Raw genomic sequence first — 19165 nt, forward strand, 5'->3', positions numbered from 1 at the left:
AGGCCTTAAGACGTTATGGAAAGAAACCATTCTACATTGGTCAACTATTTGTTTTAAAGGGAACGTTACGTTAAATTATTCATAAATACATTAATCTAATCAGGTCATAACGATATACAATTGACAAAGAATTGCGTAATTTGATTTTTATGTTAACTTTGAAAAAAAAGAAGTAATGGATTTACTAGAACACGCAGACGAGTTCGTAGGACGAAAAATGAGCAACATGTCAACTAGTGACAGAGTTGAAGCTTCAAGGGAAGCTAAAAAATTAATTTTAAGCATCAACGAAATCTATAAAGAAACAAAAGACGCTAACTTAATGGACGTAATGAAACGCGTTACAGAAAAGAAGAAGAAAATTGAAAAACGCTTAAATGGAGTTCCATTAGTATAATAACACAGTGGACGACATATAATTGTAATACTAGTTTCATCGCTAGATTTAGAATTGATATACAATATAAAAACCCTTCCTTGAGAGGGGTTTTGTTTTTGGAAGTGATGCTCCGTTTATCATGCACGATTTAGATATCACTTCTACTGTAACATCGAACAAAAAAATAATGGATACACTTTTAAAACCTTGGCCATGGTTTGTCTCCGGACCCCTTATTGCCACTGTACTATTACTCTTACTGTATTTTGGAAAAAACTTTGGGATGTCATCTAATCTTAGAACCTTTTGCACCATATCTGGTGCGGGTAAATATGCGGATTTTTTTAAATTTGACTGGAAGGCCCAAAAATGGAATCTTACCGTTGTCCTAGGTGCTGTAATTGGTGGTTTTATTGCAACTACATTTCTCTCGGATGGTTCGATTATAGAACTAAATCCAGCAACCATTTCTGACCTTGCTACTATGAATTTTACGCAGATAGGTGACACCTTATTACCTAATGAAATCTATGGATGGGATGCGGTTTTAAGCCTAAAGGGGATGCTTATTTTAATTATAGCAGGATTTTTGGTGGGATTTGGAACTAGATATGCCGGCGGATGCACTTCCGGCCATGCCATAAGTGGCTTAAGCAACTTGCAGTTACCTTCACTAATAGCCGTAATCGGATTTTTTATTGGAGGGCTTGTAATGACCCATTTTATTCTTCCTTTATTATTTTAAATATGAAATTTCTAAAATTCCTTTTCGTAGGTATATTTTTTGGTATTGTTCTTGTAAAATCAGAAGCGGTATCCTGGTACCGAATTTATGAGATGTTCAAATTTCAATCTTTTCATATGTATGGCATTATTGGGTCTGCCGTACTTATTGGTGTGGTAGGTATATTTTTAATTAAAAGGTATAGAATAAACAGCCTAGAAGGGAATGTCATTACAGTTTCTCCAAAAGACAAAGGTTTTACGCGCTATATTTTGGGTGGTACCATTTTTGGACTCGGTTGGGCTTTGGCCGGAGCTTGTCCCGGACCCATGTATATTTTATTGGGCGCAGGTATATTCCCAATGATTATTGTGATTATTGCGGCCATGGCAGGAACTTTTGTGTACGGGTTATTAAAACGAAAACTACCACATTAGACTTATCACATAATTTTGATACATTGATTACAAGTCCACAGCCAAACTAAGTTTTTATAAAACTTCCGATTTTTCTTTTTTTCTCTTACGGGTGGCAATGAGCAAGTGCCCTCATTCTAAATTTTGTTACCAGCGCGTTCGTCCAATGCAGCTCTAATCTCACCTGCACGTTCTTCGGTAACATCATAATCTCGCATAACATACATAGCCGTAAGTGTCCCAAGTATAGGAATTCCTGAGAAGGCTAACCTTAACCCGTCTACTGCTCCATCAGGTTGGAGAGTGACACCAGAATCAAAGCCTACCAAACTCATAATAACGCCGCTTAACCCTCCTGCAATCGCAAAACCAAATTTAACCATCAACCAATAGATAGCTCCAAACGTTCCTTCCCTTCTTAGGCCCGTATTAAGCTCATCTAAATCAATAACATCAGCAGTCATAGACATCATCAATAAAAATAGACTTCCTATACCAAAGGAAAAGAAAGGAAGTGCAAAAATGAACATATAGGGTTTGCCTGGAACAAATAAGAACCAAAGCATCAAATAGCCAAAAATAGAGATTGCTTGTGAAAGCAAAAAGGCCTTCTTTTTTCCCATATTTTTGGACATCCTAGCAACAATAGGAATTACAACAAAGGTAGTTCCAAGCGCTCCCAAACATCCAAAAAGTGTTGGCCAGATTCCAGCAGCACCGGCATCACCTTCAAAAAGATGATACACAATGATAAAAAATGAAAAAGATGCAATCGTCATAAATGCGTTGTACACTAAAAAAGTAGCGATACATAGTTGTCTAAAAGATTTCATTTTAAAGGCACTTACAAAACCTGACCCTATTTCTTTGAGACTATTCCGTATATTTTTAAAATTGAGGGGAGAATAATCTTCATTTAATGTTGATTTACTTTTAATAAATATTCCTGGTATTATAGCACAAATTGCAAAAATGACACCAACCCAAATGGCAAGTGATCGGGTTGCAACTTCAGCAGATTCAAACCATTCTGGGTCATACATAATTACCCAAAACCATGGAGCAATAACCCAAGCCCATTGACCAATCCACTGAGCAGTGGCCATTATATTTGTACGCTCATGAAAATCATTACTCATCTCATATCCCATAGCAACGTAAGGAACGCTAAAAATTGTAATTCCTAAATAAAAGATAAATGACCAAATCATGAAGTATGCAAAATTATAATCAATCCCTGCATCCTTATAAAGTTGCCACATGGCAATAAAAGAAACACATAAAAGAATACCACCAAGTATCACATAGGGACGCCTTCTTCCCCATTTTGATTTGGTATTATCAGAAATATATCCCATAATAGGATCTGTAAACGAATCGAACAATCTTGGGAAAAAATAAATTACACCCCACATCCATCCTGGAAATCCTAAATCCTGTACTAAAACTACCATAAAGATTCCTAGTGAAGCAGGAAACATTTGGTTGGCAAGCATTCCAATTCCGAAGGCAATTTTCTGACCCATTGGAACTTTATTTGATTGCTTACTTATAATTTGGCTCATATCTTATAATTTTAGTTGATTCGTTTTACATATAATTGCCCTATTCCTTTACCAACATTCCTAATGGGATTGCGATGTTTGGTATGCCTTTTTGACAACATCAAAGGTTTCCTTCTTGTTTCTATCGATGTCAACTATGCCCCAATACTCCTCATTTGGTGTCCCGTCGTAGGGAACTCCCGTACTATTGGGTGCTATTCCTCCAGTATCCTGTGAAGCATTATCACCTGCCTTCCACCATCCATCGGTAAAAGAAAACATGGCTACCCCAGAGCAAATATCCATATTATTAAAAACGGATTCCAAAATTTTTGAATTGGCATCTGCCTGTGCCTTTTCATTAATACCTGCCTCATATCCATTTTTTGTCGATGTCATAAAACTATCGCCCCCAGCTTCGGATAGGTACATGGGCTTATTGCTAATAGTTGCCCATTCCTTAAAAATTTTCTTAGGATTATCCCATCGATATACGTTCATACCCCAAACATCTATCGCTGAACACAAAGACATAGCAAGTTCATCTGGTAATTCCCCGTGAGCGGTGGTTACAGGGTGCTGATCATCAGCTATTTGGATTCGTTTGGCCGAATTGTTCAATAACGTATACCAATTTGCAATGTCGTTATTGAACCATTTCGGATGATAATTGTACTCATTTCCAAGCTCCCATAACAAGATGGCTTTGTGATTTTTAAATTTTTTCACATAGTCTATATAGCTACCAGAAAGAATATCATATACCCCGTCCTGGTTATACCCAAAACCTATAATTACTTTGAAACCCTCGGCTGCTATTTGGTCCAGTACCGCTTTTTCTAGTATGGGTTCGTAGACCCGAATGGTATTAATACCAGCCTCTTTCATTAAGGAGAGGTCTTGAGTTAAATTTTCAAAATTTCTATCATCACTCCCTACAGGTACAGGATGATAGCAAATACCCTTAATCAGATAAGGCTGATTATCAACTAGTATGGTACGGCCATCTATCGAGACCTTATCCGCCTTTTCGTCTGTCTTGCACGAAAAAAACAAAGACATTAAAACAATACAACTATAGATACTTACTCTTACCATAACTACTTTACATAACAGGATATCATCACCCTATTTTTAAATGTATCCGCATGAATTTCTACTTTATTATGGATACCGTTAATTTTGATATCTCACCACTTCTTTTAAATAGCATAGTACTATACTTACTACCGAGTTCCGAACCTACGATTGATATAGTACCACCGTTATTTAAGGTCACCTTAATGGATTCTTCGGAAGCGATTTGATAAACAATAGGCACTTGACAATAGGTAAAACACAAGGAATTTTCGGTAAGTTGAATCGCTTTGGTTTCTCCCGAAACGGCTACATATTCAAATAGTTCCGCTTTGGTCAAAAATTCGTCCCGTAAGAGCAGGCTGGGCTTAAAATGAAGTACCCCTTTCGTAACTATAAGGCCCAATTCGGTAAAACGGTTGAGAATATCTTCCTTAACCTGTCCCGTCATACCCGGTTGCTGCGCTCCTTTTCCCCCAGGGGTATGAGAATAGGGGTCCGTAGGAAACGCACCGTATAACTCCGGAGATTTGTGCACCCCAATTCCTGCGTTTATTTCATAATAATGCTCTTTAAGCCTTCCTATCACTTCGGCACTTTCTTTATCCTCAATTGCTTTGACACAGCATTCTTGCACAGCCAATGCGAGCTTGGATACCATGTGCCAATAAATAGAACCTAATCCTTCATAGCCATAAAAAGTACCCGAGCGTCCGGTAAATGACTTATGGTCAAATACATCCTCAAAAACCTGAAGCAAACGTTCCTTTTCTTCTCGTACCAAGCTTTCATATGAAACGTCTAAACCATTCAAGGCCGCGTTTAAACTTTGGGCATTATTAAATTTTCCATTAAAATGATAGTCGCCCTTTATGTCCTGTTCCACTACCGCTAAATTACCGTCCGCCAGTAATTGTTTCAGTAATTTGGAAGACGAAACAGCATGTCTAGGAATCGTATTACGTTCCGTGAACCGTGGTAGTTCTTTATTGGGATAAAGAAGATAACTGTATTGGTCCTCGCGGAACAAAGCACTTTGCTTTAGCGCATCTAATACTTCTAAACTTTGTTCAGCATTCAAATACCCCGAACTAAGCACAGCCACTTGACCCTCTAACATTTCGCTTAAATATGAGATAGATACTTCTTCCCTATTTTCAACGGTCATTAGATTGTAGGCGTGATACAAATTGTCCTTTCGTTTATTTGCCCTAATGGAATGATCTATAAAAATCAATGCCATTTCCGAAAAACGCAGCAAGTCGTTCTTCGTAACATCCTTCTTTTGTGCTGAAAAACCATTAGCATAAATAGCAGCTCTATAATTACTTGCTGCCATACCCAAGCCATCCATAATCGTTTTCCGGTCTTTATTGGATACTGTGCTCTTCAAAACACCCATCTGGGCTTGCAACACACCCAAGGTCTCAACAAAGAAGGTATTTAACTCTATAGAAACAGCCATTTTATCCACTGCGGTTTTTTCTATCATCTTTTTAAAAAAGGTAAAAAAACGTCGCATGTAGTATAAGGTAACCATAGATACCCCATTACCTACCAATGCATTATTGGCATCGTTCCATTCCGGTCTTTGGGTATTCATCCATACACCGCCTTCTGGAATAAGATTTGAACATTTAGCCAATAAAGTGGCCAATAACTTTTCTATAAGATTAACCCCGTAAATACTACTATCAGGTGTTTGTAATAAGGCCCCGTCCGCTCCTTGTAATTTTCGTTTTTTACAAATCTCGGCGTCCAACTTTTCATTGAATTCAATGGTATCCTTAGGATTTTCTAGCAACTCCGCATACGGCTTTATCACATAGGGCACGTTGGCGTACACGAATAAATCGGTATTAAAATAAGTTGCCAACTTACCTGGGTAATATTCCTCGATAAATTCTAAGAACTTTAATAAATATATAATTTGATGATCGCCCCAATAACCTATATACGACCAAGGGTCATCCGGTTCTATGGTTTCCCAATCAAAGCCGTCTTTCGTTACACGGTATGGGTTATATCCATCAAAAGTGGTGGCATTTAGGAATTTATGGATCATATTCTCCATAAATTCGGGATAGGAATGTGCCAAGGCTTCCCAATTCTGAAAAATATCCCGCCAATTACCTTGATAGTCCAGCACTTTAGAACCGTCTGCCTCATTCCTAATATTGATAGAGAACTTGTTCCAAGGTCTACTTGGATCTCCATGTCTTCTGCTAAATTTTAGCGGCAAGTATTCAAAACACAAGCGCGAAAAATTCCTATCCTTGCTTTTTAGTGCCAATTGCTTTAGTTGGGGCAATTGAATGGTTTCCGTCAAAGGAGCTAAAACCGATTGATTCTGAGCGAACACTTCTTTGTTCGCCCTACGGATGTAGTTTGTAAAATCCTCTTTTTCTATGCTATAATTATCATCGAAAATACCGCCACGCATACTATTAAAAAGTACGTTCGCATAATGCCTCGTATTTCTTCTATGATCTGCCGTAAGTTGTTTCCCATCAGCTGAAATAGTCAATGCCAATAAATTTTGAGTGCCTAGCTCTACATCGTCCCTAACGGCATCCCATAAATAATTGTCACTTTTTATTTTTTCTGAAAGATTCACCACAGCCGAAGGCCCTTGATTTACATCTGCGATGATGAGCCACTCTTTATCCGCATTAGCAGCCAAGTCCAACTCAGAGGCAACGAGATAGGCACCTTTCTCGGCCCGAATATCGGTTTCTTGGGTTATTTTTCCTGATTTTCTAAAGGCATTTAGTTGTAAAGAAGATAATAGGACTTTTGGATTTTCCAAACCAAGAGACCAAACTACATTCGCCTTTAAGGCCTCGCTAGGTTCGGCTTTATCAACAATAATGGCACTTAAAGAAAAAATGCCCAAGTTAGAATCTGACAGGAGTTCATTTTTTTTATAGGCATCTATTAAATTACTAGAAGCGGCTTGTAGATCTGTTTCCACACCATAGGGTAAAATATTTTGCAAACCGTCCAGCACCCTGACCTTTACAGTATGGTCATTACTATTTAAAAGCGTGCTCTTTTTTACAAAACCAAAAGCCGTACTGGAATTCCATTCGCATCTATAGCTAAGACCTAGATCATGGTTTATTTCTTCAAATAATACTTTATTGCCATGTACGTTCTTATATAAGTTTCTAGTGTAGTTGAATACCCCTGTATACCGATCCGAAAAAGGCTCCCACGGCGCATTATTAACCGAAGACCCCACCAAAAAAATAGTCTTGCTACCGGTGTTCTCAACCGATTCGGTTATTTTATCGTCTGTGTAATAGGGGAATAAGGAATGCTCGCTGTTTTTCCGTCCAGCGGTGAGCCCTCCATTACTTGAAATAAACATCCAATGATCGGAATCACTCACAATACTCATAAAAAAAGGACGCAAGGCATCGCTATTCTCTATTTTATAAAATCCCTCGTTATTGATTTCTAAATACTCCATTCCTATTTTTAATAATTGGTAGTGATAAAAAAACCAGTAAGTTACTTACTGGTTTGTTGAATTTAAAACTAAACTAACAACTTGCTCATATTATTGATACATCCTCACGTAATCTACCTCCATGGTAGACTCTGTAAAAGCGGGATCAATGGCACCCCCAAAGGTTCCGCCCATCGCCACATTAAGGATAAAAAAGAAATCCTTGTTAAACGGTAGACTTTCATTATTAGAGACGGTATGATAGACTTGACCATCAACCGCAAATGATATTTCAGTAGCATTCCATACCATTTCATAAATATGAAATTCTTCAGATACTCCGGTAACATTGGTACTTCCGGTTCTTGCATTCCCTGCAAAATTATTGGGATCGTGGGTCGATGCAAAAATAATATCTTGCTGATTACCAACATGTTCCATAATATCCAATTCACCGGCAGCTGGCCAAATATTGGTCTCAAAATCGGAACCTAACATCCAAATGGCAGGCCATGTTCCCCCGCCAGTGGGTAGTTTTGCACGGGCTTCTACTCTACCGTAGGTAAACTGTTGTTTGGTATGACTTTGAATTCTTGCCGATGTAAAATCAGCTCCATCCCTTATAGCCGTAATCTTCAATAAACCATCTTCAACAATTATGTTTTGGGCATCACTGGTATACGATTGTGATTCCGCATTACCCCAACCATTATCCCCTGTACCAAGATCATAGTTCCAATTAGCCGTATTGGGAGCACCGTCCACATCAAATTCATCCGACCAAACCAATTCGTCAAAAACCATAGCTTCATCGCTATTATCAGGGTTTCCACTTTGCTCGGATACAGGAGTAGTGGAAAACTTATGGTACCACGCCAAATTGGCATCGTTACCGTCTATGGTTCTCACATATAAAAAGTCATCCGTAATCTCCAAAATCTCATACGAAGAAGAACTTACATAGTAGCCCATAAAGGCATCATTACTAAAGTTCATTACCGTGCCCCTAGGATTAAAGGCCGGATCGGGAACCAAAGACCAATCTACAGCCGTTGGTGCTAATGAAACGATACTTGTACCTGAGGTATCAAACTCAAAGCAAGCATCTTCCCCGGCATCTTGACCAACTATTGCTTGATGTCCGGCATTAAAAAAGGTACTACCGTTATTATTCAACTGATAAGTTAATTGATTAGCGTTATCATTTAAAGTAAATGTAAGTTCATCATCACATAAACAATTACCGGCATTATCATCTCCACATCTTTCAAAAGGAGCGGTTGCAAAGAATGCTGGAAACCAAAATTGGTCTGGCAGGAAGGCCAAAGTTGCCCCTACGCCTAAATGGCCAGGCTGAGAGGCCGCCAAATACCAGGTTTTAGATGCCGTGGCCAGCACTGTACCTTCATCGTCCAAATCCCCACCCGTTAATAACTCAATGGCTTGAAAGTCTGAAAAGTCGCTTTCCACTTCTACCGTATACAAAGCAGAGGAGCTAACGCCGCCCGTACCATATGCAATTACCGAATAGTTATAGGTATTTAGACCCACTAAAGTAAATCTTTTGGTTGCCGTGCCATCTGGGGAGACCGTGACCTCACCATCGCTAAACTTATAGGTATACGTAATGGCGTTATCCGCATTTGCCGAAAACTCTACGATTCCAGAACCATCTGTACTGACTACCGTTGAAACCGTGAGATTTTCAGGAACTAGTATGGTATCCAAGGTCGGTTCTTCCTCTTGGCAAGCGAGTATACCCAAGGTCAAGAGGGATACGAATATGTTTTTGAATTTTTTCATTTAGTCTGTTTTATTGTCTTACCAATTTATACTGCCAGAAAACACCTGATCCAGCACCTATTTCTACGGAGACGTTCATCGTATTGTTATCACCACTCAAGGCAACATCATAGATAATACTATTCGGAACAGCTACATTTGGAAGCTCCCCTTGGTTGTTAGCTTTAGGCAATCCGATATACGCGCCAGCACCATTAATGGTAAGAGTACCAGCATCACTATCCAAATCAAATGTAGCCACCGTTGTACCATCATAAGGAGCTACTGGAGCACCACAAGAATCTGAACCACCTTGCCAACCTTCTATCCAAGTATCTGCACCTAAAATGTTCGTAAAGGAACCATCTGTTCCGAACACATAGGTGTCGTCAAAGTAGCACGCTCTATCTATGACACCTTGATCGTTAATTGCAAAAAAGCTCACATCACCCAATGCTGGCCCTACACCTAAGGAACCTGCCTCCGGAGCCATTACCCAAGTACCTGCTATAGGGGAGATATTGGTGTTTCGAATCAATTTATACTGCCAGAAAACTCCGGAACCTACGCCAATTTCCACAACCACGTTCAACGTGTTTCTGTCTTCACTAAAGCTAACGTTATAAACGATCTCCGATGGGACAGCTACGTTTGGTAATTCGCCCTGATTGTTTGCCTTTGGAAGACCTATGTAGGCACCTTCACCACTTATCGTTAATGTTTGCGAAGCGTCATCGTAACTATACGTAGCCATAGCAGTCCCATCATAGGGTGCAACCGGTACACCACAGGAATCGGAACCTCCCTGCCAGCCTTCTATCCAGGTATCCGCACCCAAAGCATTCATAAAGGAACCGTCACTTCCAAAGATATAGTTATCATCATAATAACAAGCCCTGTCAGTAACCCCTTGTTCGTCGATAGCAAAAAAGCTAGTATCGCCAATTGCAGGACCTACGCCCAAAGAACCTGCCTCTGGAGCCATTACCCAATTTCCTATAAAGTCAGCAGCAGTTATAGGCATTGCTCCCGTTCCTTCTTTTATCAATTTGTATTGCCAAAAGACTCCGGACCCAGCACCTATTTCTACCACTAAATTCATCGTATTTTTATCTTCGCTAAGTGTTACGATATAGCTGATAGCATCTGGAACGGCTACGTTAGGTAACTCACCTTCGTTATTCGCCTTAGGAAGGCCAATAAAAGCGCCCTCACCATTTACGGTTAAGGTGTTGGTTGCATCATTATAGGTATATGTTGCTGCTGTGTTACCATCATAAGGTGCTACAGGAGCACCACAAGAATCCGTTCCACCTTGCCAACCTTCTATCCAAGTTTCTGCACCAAGCACGTTCATAAAGGAACCATCATCCCCAAATACGTAGGTATCGTCATAATAACAAGCCCTATCAACAATCCCCTGTGCATCAATCGCAAAGAAACTAGTATCACCTATTGCAGGACCAACACCCAAGGAACCTGCCTCAGGAGCCATTACCCAAGTACCTACGAAATCTGCAGCACTTAAACTTCCTGGATCTACGATACTAATAACCTCAGAGGCTTCAATGGTCGCCGCACCGGCGCCACGAGCGACCACCCGAATCGTGTAATCACCTGTTGTTTCATATACTTTGGTTGCTGTTTCCCCTGCCATGATAGTGGTAGGCTCTTCATTATCTACATCGCCAAAAAAGATATCAAAAACCGTTGCATTCGATGCCGTGGGGGCTACCGAAACTTCAAAAGGATTAACAGTGGAAATAGCAATATTTGTTGCTAAATCTGTGGGTGGTGTAAAGGAAATAGTAACTACACGCACCAGTTCACTTGTTAAACCCGTTGCACCAACACCAACAACCCGTAGCGCAAAATCACCCTCTGCGTATACATGTGAAATAGTTTCTCCAGGTGTAATCTCCGTCGCAACTTCATTTTCAACATCCCCAAAAAAGACTTGAAACACAGAAGCGCCAACACCGACGGGCGTTACGGAAACTTGTCCAGAATCGTCCTGAGCAATATCGAATACGGCATTTATTTCTCTTGGAGCCGAAATTTCTTGCAAAGCAAAGGATACATCATCATCATCCGTACAAGAAACAACGAAAGCAGTTGCTAAAAAGAAAACTAATAGATTTTTAATACTTCTCATTACTGTCAATTTTTATTTTTATTAATATCCTGGGTTTTGTGCCCAACGGTTGCCTGCTAATTCTATCTCTATAAGCGGTATTGGAAAAAGTTCATTTTTTCCGGCTTGAAAACCATCAATTTCGGCAGCCGCCCTTCCTGTTCTCACTAAATCAAAAAATCGATGTCCTTCCCCTACCAATTCTACCCTTCGTTCTTGATAGATTGCTTGTGTCAATGCCTCTCCATTGGCATCAATATCATCCAAATTAGCACGGTTACGTACTCTATTTAAATACGTCCGTGCCCTATCATCGCTAATCCCTCCCCTGTTCAGGGCCTCCGCAGCCATAAGCAAGACATCGGCAAAACGTATGGAGCGATAGTTATTAGGATTGGTAAGATTTGCATCCCCAATATTGGCATCGCCCTGACGGGCAATGTATTTTCTGTTGTAATACCCTGTGTGCTCAAAGCCTTCTACAAAGGACACACCAGAATTGGTCGCTGCCCAATTGTTAATATCCAAGATAGCTACATCACGTCTTGCATCACCCGGTTCAAACGCATCGAAGGCTTCTTGTGTAGGGATATTAAAACTAAAGCCAGATTCGAACAAAGGCCCAGAATAATTTCGAATACCATTAAATCCTACCGCCACGTTTCCTTCGCTACATTGCAAACATTCAAAACCTGCACCCTCCTGATCTGAATATTGCACCTCAAAAACGGATTCTATACTGTTTTCTTTATCATTCTCGAACATAGTACTGTAGTCTTCGAGTAAATCGTAGGTACCAGAATTAACGACCTCTTCCAATACTGGAGCAGCCTCTGCAAACTTGTCTTGGTATAAATACACCTTTCCAAGTAAGGACTGCGCAGCACCCTTTGTGGCCCTTCCCACATCGGCAGGCGTAAGTGGTAAGGTTGCAGCTGCAAAAATTAAATCCTGTTCTATTTGAGCGTAAACCTCTGCTACTGGAGCCCTATCAATCGTATTTTGCTCTCCAAAATCTATTCTTCTATCTATGGTCAATGGCACGTCTCCAAACCACTTTACCAATTCAAAATAGAAATAAGCTCTTAAAAATCGTGTTTCTGCCAGTACTACATCTTTACCAGCGAAATCGGTTTTGTCCTGAAATTCGATGATATAATTGGCTCTGTAGATACCACTATACATCCAGCCCCAAATGTCCCGTAGTTGTTGGTTTACGTTATTGTGTACCATATCGTCTATTTCTTGGATACCCGGACTATCCGTAGCGCTTTCGCCACCTGCCAAGGTGTTATCGGAAGCTATCTCTCCTAACATTACATTCAGATAGGTCGACTGTAATAGATCATAAGTAGATAATAAGGCACTCTGATAATCTTCTTCAGAATTAAAGAAATTCTCAGAATCTTCATCAAAAAGCTCTGGATCCACAAAATCGTCGGAACATGCCAAAGCGACAATGCTCGCAACCAAAACAAACAGCATTTTTTTCATAAAACTTAGGGTATTATCTTTATTGACCATTTCCTTAGAATTTAAAATTTACACCTAATAAATATGTCCTAGGCACTGGATAAAAGCCTTGGTCAATTCCTCCGCCAATAGCGTCCCCGGAAGAAGCACTAGGATCGTAGCCACGATATTTTGTAAAGGTGTATATGTTGTTGGCAGAGACATACACTCGTAACTTGTCCGCCCCCATTTTTTCCATAACACCCGCCGGAAACGTATACCCAACTTGCGCATTCTGTATTCTAACAAAAGAACCATCTTCCACAAAGAAATCAGAAAACAAGGTGTTTGCGGTAGCTCCGGTAGTAACTCTTGGTGTTGTTGTGGATGTTCCTTCGCCAGTCCATCTATCCAAAGTGTAAATAGAGCGATTCACCAAAGGTTGATTACGTTCGTAATTCCTAACAATATCATTACCTATGGAGGCAAAGGTATAGGCTCCAAAATCAAAATTCTTAAATTCGAAAGACAAGTTAAGTCCCATTGTAGCATCTGGAATAGGGTTGCCAATGTCCACTCTATCATCTGAATCAATTAAACCATCACCATTCTGATCTACGAACCTTAGATCTCCAGGTCCGGCATTAGGCTGCGTTGCATGGGCATCTACTTCTCCTTGATTCTGAAAAAGTCCGTTGGTTTCCAAACCAAAGAAGTATCCGATAGGCTTACCTGCCTCCATACGGGAAGGAAAGTCCTGACCTACACCAAAACCACCACCCTGTAAAAAACCTACGCCATCGTTAACCGTTATCACTTCGTTCTTTAAAAATGTGACATTATAGTTAATACCAAAAGACATATCATCGGAAAGATCTGTATTGTAGCCAATGGCGAATTCGAAACCGGTATTATCAACAATCCCTGAATTAATAAAGGGTGGTTGAGTACCCGGAGCAGAAGACCCTAATATACCTGATACAGGAGGTTGCAATAAGAGTCCGTCCGTTCGCTTTTGAAAATAATCCGCAGTGATATCCACTTTATCGTTTAAAAGACGCATATCCAAACCAATATCAAAAGTTTTTTGTTCCTCCCAACCTATCGCGCTATTTGGAAGTATTCCTACCGCTTGTCCAAAAGTCAAATTATTATTTAGGACATAAGTACCTTCACCATCTAGAATACCTCTAAACGCATTGGCTCTAATCTTATCATTTCCTATTATCCCATAGCTCCCCCTAAACTTTAGGAAATCAATAATCTTACTGTCCGCCAAAAAGTTTTCATCCGAAGCAATCCAACCCACAGAAGCAGAAGGGAAATAACCAAACCTATTTTCAGGTCCAAATCTGGTAGAGCCATCACGTCTAACTACACCTGATATTAAGTATTTACCCTTGTAATCATATTGGATTCTAGTGAAGTAAGACAATAAACGTTGATCGAACTTACCACTAAGCCCTTGCAATATTCTACCATTGATTGTCTCTTCGGCGTTGGCATTGTCCGCTTCGGCGAAGTTTACTGATTCTGCAAAAAATCCTTGGGTAACACCAGAAAACTGACCTTGGTTGATCAATACTGACATACCAAGCAGCACTTTAAGGTTATGGTCATCATCAAAACGCTTATCGTAGGTAATAAAATTATCGAAGGTATAGTCCCTAAATAGGTCTTTGTTTTCAAACAGCGCCGGTCTGCCAGGATTATTAAAAACCTTGCCCGACCCAAAAAAGGCTGTAGGTGTTAGTCTTCTATTACTACTTTCCGCGTAGTTGAACTGCATGCTAGATTCTGCTGTGAAGTTGTTCCAAAAGGTATAACTGAGTCCAACCTTACCACTTATTCTATTAACCCGTGTGGTATTGAAGTTATTCTCCATCTGTGCCAATGGGTTAATTACCTCATTACCTAAACCTTCAGCTAAAGTAAAGTCGCCATTTTGGTCTCGTACGCTAAAGGTAGGAGCATTATTCAATGCGTTAAACAATACGGAACCAATACCGTTTTCGGCTAGGTTCTTATTATTTGACCCTGTGTACAAGACGTTAGCGGTCAATTTCAGATTTTCCAATAAATCGCTATTGAAGTTGAATCGAGTAGTGTAACGTGTGAAGTTAGATTTATTACCGCCCACAATACCATCTTGCGTCAATAACGAAGCCCCGAAAGAAAAGGTGGATTTTTCAGTACCACCTGTAATTGTCAAATTCTGATTTACAATAGGGGCTGCCTGAAAAACTTCATCTTGCCAATTTGTTCCAACCCCTAAACGGGAAACATCGGGAAAAGGGTTGTCCTGTCCTCCCGCTGCAAAAGCCTCATTGGTCAACAGCGCATACTCTGTGGCGTTTAGCACCGGTATCCTTCTAGAGGTTTCCTGAAATCCTCCGAAAGCATCGTATGTAAATTGAAGTTCCGAATTTTTTCGCCCTGTTTTAGTGGTTATCAAAATAACACCGTTAGCGGCTCTTACCCCGTATATACCAGCTGTGGCGTCCTTTAATACATTTATACTTTCTATATCTCCTGGATTGAGTACACTTAAATCTTCTATAACGTTGCCATCTACTAATATTAGAGGTCTATTATCCCCATTTGTTGATATACCCCTAATACGTATATTTGAACCGCTACCAGGTGAACCAGATTCAGATGTAATGTTGACCCCCGCAACCTGACCCTGCAAAGCTTGTTCTATCCTAGTTGGGTTCAATTCTTCAATAGTTTCTGCACCAACGATAGAAACCGCACCAGTCACCTCCTTTTTACTTTGCGTACCATATCCTATAACAATAACCTCGTCTAAAGCGCTTACATCTTCCTGCAGTTTAACGTTAATGGTGGTATCACTACCAACAACAACTTCTTTGGTAACAAAACTGATGTAAGAAAATACTAAAACATCTCCCTTGCTAACGTTACTAATAGTGTAATTTCCATCAAAATCTGTTGATGTACCGTTTGTAGTGTTCTTAACAAACACATTTACCCCTGGAAGTGGTTCGTTAAGTCCTTGATCTGTTACCGTACCTGAAATGGTTAGCTCCTGTGCAGAGAGTAACGAAGTAAAACATGTCAAAAGCAAAATAATATAACCGTACTTCATTTGTTGTAATTTTTGAATTTGCAAACTATAAACAATATAAGAGCATATCAAAAAAACAACCTCAACAAAAAATATACATTGACAATAAAATCTATCTAATTTTACGAATTATCTATAATTCACCTATTAAATATAAGAAAATAGAATATTAGTAGTTTTCAACAGACCCTTTTACAATTCGCCAGAAACCCAAATTGTATAGGTAATGTTGTGGTATTTAATAAGGTTGTTGTATTCCTTATAACTCCAGTAAGTAAGAAGTTAAACTACTTTCGTGGGGTAAATCCATTTTCTTACGTAAACGATATCTTTTTACCTCAACACTACGCAAAGAAATATTCAATAAGGGGGCTATTTCCTTGGAACTTAGATTAAGCCTCAAATAGGCACACAAACGAAGGTCGTTATGAGTAAGCTTTGGATGGATTTCTTTTACCTTTTTAAGGAAATTCTTATCAGCGTTGTTAAATGCCTCTTCAAAGAATTTCCAATCATCATCGCTATTGATATTTCTATCAATAGTTCTAATAACCGATTTTATCTGAGTTGCGTTTTCAGCTTTTGTAAGTTGGTTCTTTAAGTCATTTAGAAATTCGTTTCTTTTTATGATGCTCATCGTCGAAATGGCCAACTCCCTGTTTTTGCTTTCGATTTCACCTTTTAACTTTTCGTTCTTTAACAAGGCCAATTCTTTATCTGTCTTTAGCTTCTTTCGCTTTAACTTTCTTTTTTCATCGGCCAGCACTCTTTGCTGTTTTTTTGTATAATACGATTTATATGATTTATGCAAACTAAAAAAGAATCCAAGTGCCAATATACCATAACCTATAAACGCTGTTAAGGACAAATACCAGGGACGTTTTATTATAAATGCATAAGCAGCGGTATTACTTGTTAAAGTATTGCCCACCTTGGCCCTTACCTCAAAAACGTACTTGCCATGTTTAAGGTTATTAAAGGTTACATTTGGTTTAAACCCCCAACTACTCCAATCATCAAATAACCCTTTGAGCCTGTATTGGTAGGAAACTTCCGAGTACTTTTCATACTGTGGTATGGCATATGAAAAAACGAGGGAATTAGTTTTAAATTCAAATTCTGCAATATCGCCAGTTAAAGCAGCTGGAACCGATTCTTCCAAAGCGGCACTGCTCCTTATTTGAGAAATCTCTATTTGATAGGCCTTTTCCTGCCTTTTGGAAAGATCAAGGGTAACAAAACCATTAGAAATTCCAATTAAATATTTATTATCTCTCATACCACTAATATTCTCAAAACCAGCAACACCTAAACTTCGCTTAAAGAAGGATGGTACGGGCATCGTCGTGATTGTTAAGGCATTGGAGAACACCTCTGGAGAAATAACGGATAACCCGTTCTTTGTAAAAAACCAAAGCCTATTGGCACTATAGTCTGGCAATGCGATACTTCCAATACCGCCCGCTTTACTGATCAATAGTTTATTTAGAACCGTATCCGGTTTAAAACTAAATAAACCGTTTTCTTTCGCAAAAGCTCCGTTAACACTAGAATAAATTACCTTATCATCGTAATATGTTAGGCTTGAACCATAGCCCATTTGCTCATGTGTCTCAACAGTTTCTACTTTGGTAAAATCCTTATTCAAAGTTAAACTGTAAATGCCCTTAATTTCATGATTTACAATGACATTATTGTTTTCTATTATTTCAAAAAATCGGGTAGATATATCAAACCCTTCCAATTTATTTCGCAACGACCAATACCCTCCTTTTTTTTCCAAAACCGAAATACCATCAAAATTACCTTGAAGAAATAAATTAGGCTTTCCCGGAATCCTTTTTATTCCCCAGGTACCTGGTAGAGTGGAGACTAAATCTGCTTGATTATTATTTATAAGGTAGGTTCCGTTATTATGACCACACAGCAAATAACCATCAAAGGTGTCTAAACTCCAAACCTGACCTTCTGTACCTCTGATGAGTTCAAACTCTCCTTCCGAACCCGTTTCCCTAACAAACAAGCCTTGGTTTGTACCCAAATACAAACTGTTATTTAATAATTTAGACGCGTATACCAAGCCCAGTTTACCGCTATTATCCACGTATTCGTTAAAAGGCGAGTTTAGGTTAACCACACTGACACCGTTATCCAATCCCAACCAAAGATTTTCGTCAACATCTTGAAAAACGCAAAGAATTGTATTGTTATTGAGTCCATTTCTCCTGTTGATACTTCGTATTAAGTACCCTTTGGAATCGATTTGATAGAGTCCGTCGGAAATCGTCCCTAGAGCATAGGAACCATCCTTCAACTTTTCAGTCGCATAGACTACGATGTCTCCTGTGGATTTTAATAGTTTGGTATCCGTGGAGCTTACCCCGCTATCCGAAATCCTTAAAAAAGTAGCATTCTCCAGTATGATAACCAACGTGTCTAACTCGTTGTACATCCCTACGATACTCTTAAAACCTACCATCTCCGCATCAATGGCCAGAATGGACTTCCCATTCTCAATTTTAAAAACATGTTTGTCCTGATTTTGAAAGTAGATGGACCCATTTACGTTGAACATATGGGCTTTGGTAGTTTTCGCGTCAATCCACTGAAATTGTTTCGATATTAAATTATAACTGTAAATACGATCCAAAGATTGAAACAACATCCAATCCCCAAGAGTAATTATATTCCAAAATTCTTCATCCTCGACCATTGTAGTCTGTAGCGTATCCGAAATAGAGGTGTAATACATTTCTCCATATTCATTTCTTTGCCAATACCCAAACTCCATATATTGCCCAGTAAATATCCGATCAGCCACACAAAGCACAGAGCGAATAGTACTATTGTTTGGCGATACGTACTTGTGCCAGTGGACACCATCGTATTCCAACAAGGAGTGGTTATTGGCCATATAGACATGACGATCATTACCTTGAGCAATTGCCCAATTCTGGTTTTCGCCATCATAGTCTAACGGGGAGAAATTTTGAATAGGTGGTAACTCCTGTGCGTAGGCGCCAAGAGTAACAAACATGATGAAAACAAGTAAATTTCGCAATATCAGAATTTAATTATGGTATTGCTTAAATATAGGAAAAGAAAACAATCT

Annotated in this window: 11 protein-coding genes; 3 read left to right on the forward strand and 8 right to left on the reverse strand. The window is 39.3% G+C overall.

Going from position 1 to position 19165, the window contains the following annotated elements; genetic code table 11:
* Positions 1-175: 175 nt before the first annotated feature.
* The 3 genes from MS6x_RS04620 (at position 176) to MS6x_RS04630 (ending at position 1540) form a co-directional block, all read left to right on the forward strand.
* Positions 176-397: a hypothetical protein gene (locus MS6x_RS04620; RefSeq protein ID WP_482605648.1), complete on the forward strand. Its 222-nt coding sequence runs from the start codon at positions 176-178 to the stop codon at positions 395-397.
* Between the two features lie 169 nt (positions 398-566).
* Positions 567-1124, forward strand: coding sequence for a YeeE/YedE family protein (locus MS6x_RS04625; RefSeq protein WP_482605650.1), 558 nt, complete (start codon positions 567-569; stop codon positions 1122-1124).
* Between the two features lie 2 nt (positions 1125-1126).
* Positions 1127-1540 carry a DUF6691 family protein gene (locus MS6x_RS04630; protein WP_482605651.1) on the forward strand — a complete coding sequence of 138 codons (414 nt, stop codon included), beginning with the start codon at positions 1127-1129 and terminating at the stop codon, positions 1538-1540.
* 116 nt (positions 1541-1656) lie between these two features.
* On the opposite strand, the gene MS6x_RS04635 is transcribed toward MS6x_RS04630, so the two are convergent.
* From MS6x_RS04635 to MS6x_RS04670, 8 genes are all read right to left on the reverse strand, one after another.
* Positions 1657-3084 (reverse strand): MFS transporter, encoded by a 1428-nt coding sequence (locus tag MS6x_RS04635; protein WP_482605653.1) that lies wholly within the window; start codon positions 3082-3084, stop codon positions 1657-1659.
* Between the two features lie 60 nt (positions 3085-3144).
* A complete protein-coding gene (locus MS6x_RS04640; protein WP_482605654.1) occupies positions 3145-4125 on the reverse strand; it encodes a glycoside hydrolase family 2 TIM barrel-domain containing protein in 981 nt (326 codons plus the stop codon).
* A gap of 94 nt (positions 4126-4219) precedes the next feature.
* Complete coding sequence (locus MS6x_RS04645) at positions 4220-7615, reverse strand: hypothetical protein (RefSeq protein ID WP_482605656.1); 3396 nt, start codon at positions 7613-7615, stop codon at positions 4220-4222.
* Between the two features lie 90 nt (positions 7616-7705).
* Positions 7706-9397: a family 16 glycosylhydrolase gene (locus MS6x_RS04650; protein ID WP_482605658.1), complete on the reverse strand. Its 1692-nt coding sequence runs from the start codon at positions 9395-9397 to the stop codon at positions 7706-7708.
* A 10-nt stretch (positions 9398-9407) separates the two neighbouring features.
* The gene (locus MS6x_RS04655; RefSeq protein WP_482605660.1) at positions 9408-11531 is read right to left on the reverse strand and encodes a hypothetical protein; all 2124 of its coding nucleotides are present in this window, start codon (positions 11529-11531) and stop codon (positions 9408-9410) included.
* A gap of 21 nt (positions 11532-11552) precedes the next feature.
* Positions 11553-13004, reverse strand: coding sequence for a RagB/SusD family nutrient uptake outer membrane protein (locus MS6x_RS04660; protein WP_482605661.1), 1452 nt, complete (start codon positions 13002-13004; stop codon positions 11553-11555).
* A gap of 34 nt (positions 13005-13038) precedes the next feature.
* Positions 13039-16074, reverse strand: coding sequence for a SusC/RagA family TonB-linked outer membrane protein (locus MS6x_RS04665; protein ID WP_482605663.1), 3036 nt, complete (start codon positions 16072-16074; stop codon positions 13039-13041).
* A gap of 238 nt (positions 16075-16312) precedes the next feature.
* Positions 16313-19114: a helix-turn-helix and ligand-binding sensor domain-containing protein gene (locus tag MS6x_RS04670; RefSeq protein WP_482605665.1), complete on the reverse strand. Its 2802-nt coding sequence runs from the start codon at positions 19112-19114 to the stop codon at positions 16313-16315.
* Between the last annotated feature and the right edge of the window lie 51 nt (positions 19115-19165).

This window comes from Maribacter sp. MS6 (assembly GCF_056839185.1).